Origin of the sequence: Neobacillus drentensis, from assembly GCF_036965645.1 — a bacterium.
Classification (GTDB): Bacteria; Bacillota; Bacilli; order Bacillales; family Cytobacillaceae; genus Neobacillus; species Neobacillus drentensis_D.
This window is the reverse complement of the sequence record NZ_JBALPZ010000245.1, coordinates 1-12,532: the sequence shown is the minus strand read 5'-3', so window position 1 is coordinate 12,532 and position 12,532 is coordinate 1. Positions and strand designations below refer to the sequence as shown.

The window sequence follows — 12,532 nt, the reverse complement described above, 5'->3', positions numbered from 1 at the left end:
CTATATATGTAATTCACATAGAGGTTAGAAATTTGTCGTAATATGCAATAATATATTTTGATTTTTTTTAATGTTTGTTCTTTAAATGTTTGAAAGATGTTAGTATGATTAAAATGTCGAAAAAAGTTAAGGAGGAATAAAATTGACAACAAATTTTAATGTTTTTGAAGCTTGGAAAGATCTTTATAATCAGTCTAGTAATTTATACGATGAAAAAATCATGGAGTCCTTTCCATCTCAGGGAGTCGGGCAACTGTTGGACTTCAATCTGCAATTTAAAAAATTTATTGATGAAACAACAGAAAAATATCTAGAACTTGGTAATCTGCCATCCCGCAAGGATCTAGCCAACTTGTCTGCTCAAATTGTTAATGTTGATGCAAAGGTCGATAGCTTAGAAGAACTGCTCGAGGATAAACTGGATAGCACTGACAATCAAGTCTCATTTAAAAGTGAATTATCTGAATTGAAATCCGAAATGAAGAATCTAGATAAAAAACTGAATCAAATTCTATCCGCTTTAAAAGCTTAAGAATAACCTACATACTAACAACCAATGGGGGATAATAACATGACGAATTTAACTGGTAAAGTAGCTATTGTAACAGGCGGCAGCAGAGGCATTGGTGCAGCGATTTCTATGGAACTTGCAAGACAGGGTGTAAAAATTGTTCTTAACTATGTTTCTCGTGAAGAATTAGCAGAAAAAATGGTTGCCGATATTAATGAAATCGGTGGAGAAGCTTATGCAGTTCGTGCAGATGTTTCCAATACTGAGGAAGCTGCCCATCTTGTACAGGAAGCCATCGAGCATTTCGGAAGAGTAGATATTTTGGTCAATAATGCAGGTATTACGAGAGATAGTACATTTAAAAAGCTAAGTTCTGAGGATTGGAGAAAAGTAATCGATGTTAATCTAAACAGTGTTTACAACACAACATCTGCTGCACTTCCTTCCCTTCTCGAATCAGATGCAGGCCGTATTATCAACATTTCATCCATCATCGGACAAGCTGGCGGGTTTGGTCAAACTAACTATGCAGCAGCAAAAGCTGGACTTATTGGATACACAAAATCTTTAGCTCTTGAGTTAGCTAAAACAAATGTAACCGTTAATGCAATTTGCCCTGGATTTATCGGAACTGAAATGGTTCAAGCGATTCCTGAAAAAGTTCTAGCTGGAATTGTTGAAAAAGTTCCGCAAAAACGCCTAGGAAAACCGGAAGAAGTAGCTCGCGGAGTTGCTTTCCTATGTAGTGACGGAGCCTATATTACTGGTCAGCAGCTTAATATTAACGGCGGACTTTACATGTAATTGTCATGAAGTCAGAAATCTATGTATATAGTTAATAATAATTAAGCTAAGGAAGGAGTGAACTTTCGTGAGTGTACTTGCGGAAAATGATTGGGACATGTTTCTTGACGTACTCCCTGAAGAGTACGGAAAGCAAATGAAACGTGTTATAAAGGCAACCCAGGTGTTAACGGTTGATCCTAAGCCAGAAGTTGGTCCTACTCCCAAAGAGGTGATTTGGACTAAGAATAAAACGAAATTATATCGTTATGTTTCTGAACAGCCGAAAAAACATAAAGTTCCATTACTGTTGATTTATGCATTAATCAATAAACCATACGTTCTGGATTTAACTAAAGGTGGAAGTTTAATAGAATATCTAGTGAATAATGGATTTGACGTCTATCTTCTTGATTGGGGTACACCTGGATATGAAGATCGTAATATGAAACTAGATGATTTTATTATCGACTATATCCCGCGGGCAGTTAAAAAAGTCCTAAAAACATCAAAAGTTGATGAATTGTCCATTCTTGGTTATTGCATGGGCGGTACGATGACGTCTATTTTTGCAGCTCTTTACCCTGAATTGCCAATTCGCAATCTGATTTTTATGACAAGTCCGTTTGATTTTGAAGATTCTGGTTCTTATGGTGCCATGTTAAATGAAAAATACTTTAATATTGATAAAGTAGTAGATACCCTTGGTGTCATTCCTCCTGAAATGATTGACTATGGAAACAAACTGTCAAAGCCAATGGCGAACTTCTATGGGCCTTTTATAAGTCTAGTTGATCGTGTAGATAATGAAAAATTTGTTAAGAGCTTTAAACTTTTACAAAAATGGCTAAACGATGGTATTCCATTCCCGGGTGAATCTTATCGCCAGTGGATCAGAGACTTTTATCAAAAGAACAAGCTAATTAAAGGGGAATTGGTCGTTCGCGGCCGCAAGGTTGAGTTGAAGAATATCACGGCTAATGTACTTAATTTAGCAGGCCAAAATGACCTAATTGCCCAGCCTCATATGGTAGAAGCCTTGATGGATGCTATTTCTAGTAAAGACAAACAGTTTAAAAATTTGCCTGTAGGTCATACATCGATTACCTTTGGCAGCCAAGCTTCCAAAATTACTTATCCAACGATTGGCGATTGGCTAGCTGAACGTTCTAACTGATCATTAGCCTAAAACAGGTTTACCCTAAAGTGAGTGTTTTTAAACACTCACTTTTTGTATGAAAAAAGGATTATATTAAATTAGCCGATAATCAAGATTAAGAACTATTTTTTATGAAAGGTTTTTATTAAAATAATTATTATTCTTACTTTACTTATCTGATTAATTAGGTTAAAATTTAGACAATTCAAAAAGTAGTTAGCTGATTGGTCAACCAAAGGCTCCTAAACGCTTGATGCGGGAAGGGGCCTTTTTTATTTTTTGTAAACTAGCGATATAAACGCTTTATTCCAAGTCAAAAAGGGGTGTTAGAATTGAATATTGATCATCTTGATGCTTTTATGCATGTGGTTCATCTAGAAAGTATTCACAAAGCTGCAGAAGCCCTTTACTTATCACAGCCAACGGTAACGGCAAGAATTAAAACATTAGAGCAGGATCTTGGTATTGAATTGTTTTTACGAAAAGGGAGAAGCTTGACCTTATCTGAGGAAGGAAAAGCTTTTATTCCGTATGCAGAACAAATTATTCGTACCTATCAGCAAGGGAAGAAACTATTAAAAAAAGAAGGCCATCCTGAAGAAATTGTCATAGGGGCAAATTTGATAACCTCACAATATTTTATACCATTTGCTCTTACTTTTTTAAAGAAGGTACATCCGGAGCTTCGATTTAAATTTATTTCAGCTTCGAACGAGATATTGCTTGAGAGGTTGCTGCAAAAGCAGGTTGATATCGCCTTCATGAAGGATGTAAATCATCGAGGGGTGCAAAAGCATGAGCTTCTAAATAATGCTGTAAAACTAGTCGTTTACCCTGGGCACTCCTTTCAGATTCAAAAGAAAATCACTGTTCAACAATTAGCCAATGAACCAATGGTATTTTTTGAATGCGGGGCTTTTGACTGGAATCGTGTTTATCATTTATTTGAAGCAGCCAATATTGAACCAAACATAGAATTTCTAGTTGATCACCTTGAGGTAGCAAAATCGATAATTTTAAATAAACAAGGCATAGGGTTTTTACCATCCTTAAGTATACAAGCTGAACTTCAACGGGGTGATCTTATTGAAATCGATGTGTCACATCTCTTGCAGATTCAGCAGCATATTTATGCGGCTCATCTAATCAATGGTTTTGCACATAAGCTGGTCTGGGATGAGATTCTTTTGTCCGTGAAGGAATTTAATAATCAAAGAATATATACGATTAATTAATATTTTTGATAAAAAGAATAATTTTTTCTATCAGTTAACGTATTGTAAGTTCTAGCTTCTCGGTGATAGGATTTAACTAAATATATACTTTATTTCACTAAACTTTGAAAAATTATTGTTTTAAATCCGACTATTCAAGTGTGTATTCTTGGATTTAAAGGGAGGATGTTCATGATGAAAGCGCAAAATGTAAATGATGTAAGAACATTTATTAAAACGAAAAAACGAAATTCCTTTGGAACATTTAAATATCTTAATATGCCAGATCTACAGTTTTATACTTGGTGCAATCAAGAATATAGGGTGAATAGAGGAATCTATAATACGATTGATCAATGGTTTTACGAATATGGGATTATTAATATTCATTCTCGTAGAATTCAGCTCTTAGCCTTTCTAGATTCTGTTAAAGAGGAATTAAATGAACCTCATTCATCTAAATTTATTAGATTTGGTCATGGAGGTCTTACTAAAAGGCTGAATGATTTTGTTAATGATAAGAAATAAGTTTTTCATTATCGCTATCTAGTGGATAGAATTTTTTTATCAAATACATCAATTTTCCTATCAGAGAAGGTATTGCGATGTCCTCATTACCGGTGTAGGATAAAAAACAATAAATCAAAACAAACTTTTCTGATTGGTAAAGTCGGAAAAATGGAGGGTAATATCAATGAGTTATAAGTTGGGAATTTTAGATCAGAGTCCAATTTTTCCAGGAACAAATGCTTCACATGCCTTGCAACAAACGGTTTTATTAGCCAAAAAAGCAGAGGAATGGGGATACTCACGTTTTTGGGTTTCAGAGCATCATAATGCAGAGCAACTAGCAGGATCGTCACCTGAGGTATTGATTTCCTATTTATTGGCTCAAACCAAGACCATTCAAGTTGGGTCTGGGGGAGTTATGATTCAACACTACAGTCCATATAAAGTGGCTGAAAACTTCCATGTCTTATCAAATCTGGCCCCAGGAAGAGTGGATCTTGGGATTGGAAAAGCACCAGGTGGTCTCCCTTTATCCACAAAAGCCCTACAGTATGGAACGGTCAATGATGGTAATGACATTTCTGAGCGGCTCTCTTTTTTAGTTGACCTCATTGATAACACAGTGGATGGCAGTCATCCCCTGGCAGGTATACAAGCAACTCCAGTTCCCCAGGAAAAGCCAGAAATTTTTCTCCTTGGTGCAAGTGCAAACAGTGCACGGCTTGCAGCAGATTTAGGAATTTCATTTGTATTCGCTAAATTTATTAATAGTGATGATAGTGTACTAGAGAAAGCCGCAAATCTATATCGGGAAAGTTTTCCGAATGGGCGATTGATCATATCATTGGCGGTTATTGCTGCACCTACTCAAGCAGAGGCAGAACAATTGATAGGGAACAGAAAAATAGTCAAAGTTCGTCTACAGAGCGGCCGCTCTGTAACTGTTCAATCCCAGGAGCAGGCGGAATTCTTTGGAAAGCAATCAGGTGAACCCTATGAAATCACTGAACAAGAAGCAGACATAATTGCGGGAACACCAGCCTATATAACGGAAGTTTTAAATCAACTTCAAAAAACGTACCAGGTGGATGAATTTATCATACATACACCCATTGAACAAGAAGCAGCAAGATTTCAATCATTTCAATTGCTAAGCCCTTTAAAAACGGACAATTTAACTATTCAATCTTTAAGTAGATGAGATTCGTAACGAAGAGTTTCATTATTTTTTAAACACAAAAACCAACTATTCAGGTAGGAATTATAAACAATCAAATGAGCGAGAGGTAGGAAATTGTGATGACAAAAAAGAGACAATTAAAACTAGGAACCATTATTCATGGGGTGGGGGGAAATATTGCGGCTTGGAGGCATCCAGAGGTATTAACCGATGCTAGTGTTAATTTTGATTTTTATAAAGAGCAAGCTCAAAAATCGGAAAGGGCTAAATTTGATTTCGTTTTTATTGCGGATGGCCTGCATATTAACGAGAAATCTTTGCCTCACTTTTTAAATCGATTTGAGCCGTTAACGATTTTATCGGCACTTGCTGGTGTTACTTCACGAATCGGTCTTGCGGGAACCGTATCTACTTCTTATAGTGAACCATTTACAGTTTCACGGCAATTTTCCTCTTTGGATCATATTAGTCAGGGCCGGGCAGGTTGGAATCTCGTTACTTCACCATTAGAAAAAACCGCATTAAATTATAGCAAAACGATTGAAGAACATCCTGATCATGCTAAACGATATCGGATAGCAGCTGAATATTTAGAGGTAGCCAAAGGCTTATGGGATTCATGGGAGGATGATGCATTTATCCGTGATAAAGAATCTGGGGTTTTCTTTGATCCTGAAAAATTGCATCAACTTAATCACAAAGGGGATTTTTTCTCAGTCGAAGGTCCACTTAATATTGCGCGATCAAAGCAAGGTAGGCCGATTATTTTTCAAGCAGGTTCATCAGAAGCAGGTAAGGACCTTGCAGCGAGAGAAGCTGATGCTGTCTTTACGGGTCATCCAACATTACAGGAAGCACAGAAATTTTATCACGATGTTAAAAACAGAGCAGCCGCTTTTGGTAGAAATTCCGATGAAATATTAATCTTACCTGGGATTGAGCCAATCGTGGGGAGGACAGAAGAAGAGGCTGAGGAGAAATACCAAGAGATTGCTAATTTAGTATCTATTGAACAGGCACTTAATTACTTAGGACGCTTTTTCGAACATCATGATTTTTCTCAATATCCATTAGATGAACCATTTCCGGAATTAGGGGATTTGGGTTCTAATAGCTTTAAAAGTGGAACAGACCGGATTAAGCAGGAGGCAAGGGAGAAAAATCTTACGCTTAGACAAGTAGCCTTACAATCAGCCACACCTCGTACACCGTTTATTGGAACACCTGAGAAGGTTGCAGACCGCATCCAGGAATGGTTTGAAGGGAGGGGGGCAGACGGATTTATTATCCACTTTAATGTTCCTAGTCATCTATCAAGTTTTATCGATCATGTTGTACCAATCCTTCAGAAACGCGGTCTTTTCCGGACAGAGTATGAAGCAGAAACATTACGAGGGAACTTGGGACTTCCGTATCCAGAAAATCAATATGTGAAAAATACAGTGGAGAATAGATAAGGGGCGCTTGTTATGAGATTAATAAAATGGAAAAAATTTATTCCTATTTCGTTAGCCTTTTTACTCTTGTTATCGGGGTGCGCCAGCAGTTCCGGGACAAAAAATAGCAATTCACAAGATACAAACGGAAAAGTTGAGACACAGCCCAAGTCTGGAGGCGAATTGACCTATGCGCTTGCTACCTCCCCCGATTCACTTGATCCTGCACGGAGCGGTTTAGCTGTTGCTGTTAGAGCATTCAGAACCATTTTTGATAGCTTAGTAGTTCAGGCCCCAGACAATACGATCAAGCCCTGGCTTGCTATAGAATGGACAATTTCAGATGATGGGAAATCTTATACTTTTAAACTGCGAAAGGACGTCAAGTTTCAGGATGGAACCCCTTTTAATGCGGAGGCTGTTAAATATAGTTTTGACCGGATTTTAGATCCAAAAACCCAAGCAAAAAATGCGGTGGCCCTTCTGAAACCTTATGAATCATCGGAAGTAATCGATGATTACACAATTAAAATCAATCTTTCAACTCCTTCAACGGCGTTTTTAAGTAATTTAAGTCAGGCAATGCTAGGGATTGTTTCCCCGACTGCGGCAGAAAAGTATGGTGATCAATTTGGTAAACACCCTGTCGGAACTGGACCATATAAGTTTGTCAGTTGGACAGATAATGCAGATATTGTAGTCGAAAATAATAAAGATTATCATTGGGGACCTTCTATTGTAGAAAATACAGACGCACCTTATCTTGATAAAATTACGTTTAAAATTATTCCAGAGGAGGCCACTCGTATCGGTAGTGTCCAAAGCGGGCAAGTACTTGCGGCTGAAACAGTGCCGCCTCAAAATATTCTATCACTCAAAAATGACCCAAAAACTCAATTACTTCAAGTAAATACGATTGGTTTACCATATACCCTCTTTTTTAATCAAAGAAAGACACCATGGAATAATGTAAAAGCCCGTAAAGCAGTTCAACTGGCGGTTGATGTGGATGCGATCGTAAAAACGCTTTACTTGAATACCTATTCGCGGGCATGGTCTCCACTCTCCCCAGGTATTTTTGGATATGATGAATCACTTGAAAAAAACAGTAAGCTAGATGTCAAGAAGGCTAACCTGCTACTTGATGAACTAGGGTTTATAAAAGGAGCAGATGGAATTCGGGAAAAAGATGGAAAGCAGCTGACATTAAAATATGTCGATGGCACTCCAAACCGTGAGAAGAGAAACGATATCGCCGTTATGGTTCAACAGCAATTAAAAAAGATTGGAATTAAGGTGGAAATAAATATTACAAAGGACATTGCTTCAGTGGTTCAACAAAAAGCCGATTATGATCTATATGGAAACAGCCAAGTGAATTCAGACCCAAATGCATTACTCGCCTTTTATCACTCAACAACTCCCGAACAAGAGGCAACTGTAAAGAGATTGGGCGGCGGTTCCGATCCAGAAATAGACCAATGGTTAGAAGCCGGTACAGTTGAAACAGACTTAGCAAAAAGAGAAGAGATCTACAAAAAAGTTCAACAGAAAATCATTGATCAAGCATGGATTCTTCCTATTTATATATTCCCTTATACCGTGGCAGCATCCAAAACTGTTAACGGAATTAAGTTCGATTCATTAGGTTATCCGCTATTTAATGATGCAAATATTAAACAATAAGGAAATGGAGCTGAGATAGGTGGCACTTGCCAACAAGATTCTTTTAAAAATCTCTTCTGCATTAGTATCCATTTTTGGCTCTCTCATCCTTGTATTTTTTATCATCTATTTACTGCCTGGTGATCCAGTACTATCTATGCTGGATCCCTCTACGGCAACAGCTGAAACGGTGGCCAATTTACGCAAGGAACTAGGGCTTGATCAACCAATTTATATTCAATTTGCTGATTATTTTTTGAACGTTTTACATGGGGATTTTGGTCAATCTATTATCAATAGCGAACCAGTCCTGCCTAAAGTCTTAGAACATTTTCCGGCGACACTTGCTCTTACACTTACGAGTGCCATATTTTCTATAGTAATTGGATTATTATTTGGAGTGCTTTCGGCAATCTTCAGGAATAAATGGATTGATTTTATTGCTAGGTTAATAGGTTTATTTGGAATATCAATGCCAACATTTTGGTCTGGCATTTTATTAATTCTCATTTTTTCCGTCTCTTTAAACTGGCTTCCTGCTATGGGGTCAGATGGGTGGCAGACACTTGTCCTTCCATCACTTTCGCTAGGATTTGTAGGTGCAGGATTAATCATTCGGATGGTAAGAACGAGCATGCTCGAAGTAGTAAATGAGCAATTTATTGTGACGCTCCGCGCGAAAGGACTTTCCGAACGGGTAATTATGTACCAACATGCCCTTAGAAACGCATTAATTCCTGCGATTACAATTATTGGTATAAATATTGGTGAATTAATGGCTGGTACTGTCGTCATCGAAACGGTTTTTTCCAGGCAGGGGATTGGCAGGATTGTTGCGGATGCCATCATGGCTAAAGATTTACCTGTTATTCAGGGGGTTGTGTTTTTTAGTGCGATTGTTTATGTGATTGTCAATTTACTAGTGGACCTATCCTATTCAATAATTGATCCCAGGGTTCGGAGATCGGATCAAAGGTAAAGGAGGCAGTATAAATGAAAGAAATCGTTAATGTTGAAACAACACTGCGAGTTCCAAAATGGACTTTAAAGAAAAGGAAAACGAACTTCTCCATATCCAGCCTTTTTTTATACACATCAACAGTTATTGTGCTCTTTATTATTGCCTGTGCTGTATTTCCAAAGTGGATTGCGCCCTTTTCACCAACCTATATGAATTCAGAGTATATCCTAAGTAAGCCAAGTGCTGATCATTGGTTTGGAACGGATTATTTTGGCAGGGACGTATTTAGTCTCGTCATTTATGGAAGTCAGGATTCGCTTATTATTGGTGTAACATCCGTACTTATAGGTGGAATTATCGGTGGAAGTATTGGGGCATTGGCTGGATATATCGGCGGTTTTGTTGATGTAATCTTAATGAGGGTCATCGATATTTTAATGACTATTCCAGGAATACTTCTTGCCTTAGCCATAGCTGCTGCTCTTGGCCCTAGTTTATTTAATATTGTCTTGGCAGTTGCTGCTTCGTCAATACCGGGCTATGCACGTGTGATGAGAGGACAAATGATGAGTATAAAAAAAAGAAAGTTTGTAGATGCATCGCGTTCAATAGGAACACCTAGTTGGAGGATATTCCTATGGCATATCTTACCTAATTCCTGGTCACCGCTTCTAGTTTTGGGGACGATAGGTCTTGGTACTTCGATTTTAATAGGTTCAGGGTTAAGTTTCCTGGGTCTTGGGACCATAAAGGAAATTCCTGATTGGGGAGCCTTACTATCACAAGGAAGAGGATATTTAACAGTGGCCTGGTGGATTTCCACCTTTCCAGGTTTAGCCATTACGCTTTTCGTGCTCTCAATCAATATTATTGGCGATAAACTTCGCGATTCCTTTGACCCAAAAACGAGGTAGGGGAGAGAAAAAATGGAGAAATTACTTGAAATAAAGGATTTACAGGTTGATTTTACCAGTAACAATAATAAGTTAACTGCGATAAAAGATGTAACATTAGATATTAAAACTGGAGAAACGGTCTGTATCGTTGGGGAGTCAGGAAGCGGAAAAACGGTAACATCTAAAACGATTATGAGACTTATAGATTACGAGAGTGGAAAAATAGCAGAGGGAAGTATAGTAATCGATGGAATCGACCTTACAAAACTTACACCAAAAAAACTCCGTTCCATTCGCGGGAAAAAAATAGCGATGATTTTTCAAGAACCAATGGCCGCGTTTGACCCTGTCTTTACCATTGGGAAACAAATCATGGAGACCATCCTTGAACATAAACATTCCAATAAGTTAGAAGCTAAAGAGCGGGCCATTTATTTACTAAAGCGAGTGGGTATCTCGGATGCTGAGATCCGTTTGAACCAGTATCCAAATGAGATGTCTGGCGGTATGCTGCAAAGGGCGATGATTGCCATGGCACTTGCTTGTGATCCAGATTTACTTATTGCAGACGAACCGACTACCGCGCTTGATGTGACCATTCAAGCGCAAATATTGCAGCTTCTTCAAGAATTGAAGGAAGAGATGGGTATGTCTATTCTATTAATTACCCATGATATGGGCGTTGCAGCAGAAATGGCAGACCGAATTATTGTGATGTATGCTGGCAGGATTGTTGAGCAAGCTGATGTGAAGCAATTATTTGAACGGCCCTATCATCCATATACATATGGATTATTACAATCGATCACGACAGTTGAAAGTGATAGGAGCAAAAAACTGTATTCTATTAAAGGATCGATTCCAAGCTTAGCTGACTTACCTTCTGGATGTCATTTTCATCCCCGCTGCCCATTTGCGACGGATCTCTGCAAAAGTGAATCACCCCCATTATTGGAGGTTAATAATCGTCAGACTGCTTGTTGGTATGCGGAAGAGGTATCAGAAAAACTTGTCAATAAAGATCTGGAAGAGAAAGTGGATATACAGCCTCAAAAAGAAATGGCTCAAGATCAAGAGATTTTAGAGGTAACAAGTGAACCATTGTTTGAGGTTCATGGGTTGAGTAAATATTATCCTATTGGGAATAAACTATTTTATCGACAGTCAGCCTATATTAGAGCTGTTGATAATGTGTCTTTCCATATTAATGAAGGGGAAACCTTTGGGCTGGTTGGAGAATCAGGAAGTGGAAAATCGACATTGGGCCGAGTTCTCTTGCAACTAGAGAAACCTACCAGTGGAGAGGTCCTCTTTCAGGGCCAGGATTTGTCAAAATTGAGAGCAAGAGAATTACGTGAAAAGCGAAGGGATATGCAAGTAATCTATCAAGATCCTTATGGATCTGTTAATCCCCGCTGGAAGATTAGGGATATTATCGGAGAGCCTCTTCAAGTTCATGAAAACATTAGTGTGAAAGAGAGGAATGATAGAGTTCAAGAATTATTAGAGATTGTCGGGCTAAATAAAAACAGTTTTGATCGTTATCCACATGAATTTTCTGGTGGCCAGCGTCAGCGTATTGCGATTGCTAGAGCGATTGCGCTAAATCCCAAGTTTATATTAGCCGATGAAGCGGTATCCGCTTTAGATGTTTCTGTTCAGGCTCAAATCATTAATTTATTGCAGGAAGTCCAAAGGGATCGAAATTTAACTTATTTATTTATCGGCCATGGTTTAAATATTGTTCGGCATATTTCTGATCGGATCGGTGTAATGTATTTAGGTCAATTGGTGGAATTGGCTAATAGTGAAGAGTTGTTTTTACATCCTGCCCATCATTATACAAAAGGTCTCATTGAATCGATCCCGGTAGCCGATCCCACGCTCTTTAGGGAACGAATTACTCTTAGTGGGGAAATTCCATCACCAGCAAACCCGCCATCTGGATGCAGATTTCATACCCGCTGTCCGGCAGCGACTGCCCGTTGCCGTGAAGAACAGCCGATATTTAGAGAAGTGTCTAAAGGTCATTGGGCTGCATGCCATTATCCAGTGTAAGTGGGCGGAATGAAGGACAAAACAGGAGATAACTAGTACGAAGTGTCCTTCATAAGCGGGATGAAAGACAAAAATAAGAGATACCCGAGATGAAGTGTCCTTCATAAGCGGGATGAAAGACAAAAATAAGCGATACCCGAGATGAAGTGTCCTTCATAA

Annotated in this window: 11 protein-coding genes; all 11 read left to right on the top strand. The window is 38.4% G+C overall.

The genetic code is table 11. The features are described 5' to 3' along the window. Nucleotides 1-142 precede the first annotated feature (142 nt). The 11 genes from V7266_RS29650 to V7266_RS29600 all read left to right on the top strand — a co-directional run bounded on the left by V7266_RS29650 (nt 143) and on the right by V7266_RS29600 (nt 12,373). On the top strand, nt 143-532 hold the full coding sequence (locus V7266_RS29650) for a polyhydroxyalkanoic acid synthase subunit PhaR (protein WP_335472805.1): 390 nt from the start codon (nt 143-145) through the stop codon (nt 530-532). A 39-nt stretch (nt 533-571) separates the two neighbouring features. Further along, nucleotides 572-1,315, top strand: a complete 744-nt coding sequence (gene phbB, locus V7266_RS29645) for an acetoacetyl-CoA reductase (RefSeq protein WP_335472803.1) — start codon at nt 572-574, stop codon at nt 1,313-1,315. Between the two features lie 97 nt (nt 1,316-1,412). Next, the gene (gene phaC, locus V7266_RS29640) at nt 1,413-2,471 is read left to right on the top strand and encodes a class III poly(R)-hydroxyalkanoic acid synthase subunit PhaC (protein WP_335472806.1); all 1,059 of its coding nucleotides are present in this window, start codon (nt 1,413-1,415) and stop codon (nt 2,469-2,471) included. Between the two features lie 305 nt (nt 2,472-2,776). Further along, nucleotides 2,777-3,688 (top strand): LysR family transcriptional regulator, encoded by a 912-nt coding sequence (locus V7266_RS29635; RefSeq protein ID WP_420491519.1) that lies wholly within the window; start codon nt 2,777-2,779, stop codon nt 3,686-3,688. Nucleotides 3,689-3,859: 171 nt separating this feature from the next. Next, entirely contained in the window at nt 3,860-4,195 is a 336-nt protein-coding gene (locus V7266_RS29630) for a hypothetical protein (protein ID WP_335472800.1), read from the top strand. A gap of 166 nt (nt 4,196-4,361) precedes the next feature. Beyond that, complete coding sequence (locus V7266_RS29625; RefSeq protein ID WP_335472798.1) at nt 4,362-5,378, top strand: LLM class flavin-dependent oxidoreductase; 1,017 nt, start codon at nt 4,362-4,364, stop codon at nt 5,376-5,378. A 98-nt stretch (nt 5,379-5,476) separates the two neighbouring features. Continuing rightward, the gene (locus V7266_RS29620) at nt 5,477-6,814 is read left to right on the top strand and encodes an LLM class flavin-dependent oxidoreductase (protein WP_335472796.1); all 1,338 of its coding nucleotides are present in this window, start codon (nt 5,477-5,479) and stop codon (nt 6,812-6,814) included. 12 nt (nt 6,815-6,826) lie between these two features. Next, complete coding sequence (locus V7266_RS29615; RefSeq protein ID WP_335472795.1) at nt 6,827-8,479, top strand: ABC transporter substrate-binding protein; 1,653 nt, start codon at nt 6,827-6,829, stop codon at nt 8,477-8,479. A 19-nt stretch (nt 8,480-8,498) separates the two neighbouring features. After that, nucleotides 8,499-9,437, top strand: coding sequence for an ABC transporter permease (locus V7266_RS29610; RefSeq protein WP_335472793.1), 939 nt, complete (start codon nt 8,499-8,501; stop codon nt 9,435-9,437). Nucleotides 9,438-9,451: 14 nt separating this feature from the next. After that, the gene (locus tag V7266_RS29605; protein WP_335472792.1) at nt 9,452-10,333 is read left to right on the top strand and encodes an ABC transporter permease; all 882 of its coding nucleotides are present in this window, start codon (nt 9,452-9,454) and stop codon (nt 10,331-10,333) included. A 12-nt stretch (nt 10,334-10,345) separates the two neighbouring features. Beyond that, nucleotides 10,346-12,373, top strand: a complete 2,028-nt coding sequence (locus V7266_RS29600; protein WP_335472791.1) for an ABC transporter ATP-binding protein — start codon at nt 10,346-10,348, stop codon at nt 12,371-12,373. Nucleotides 12,374-12,532: the final 159 nt, after the last annotated feature.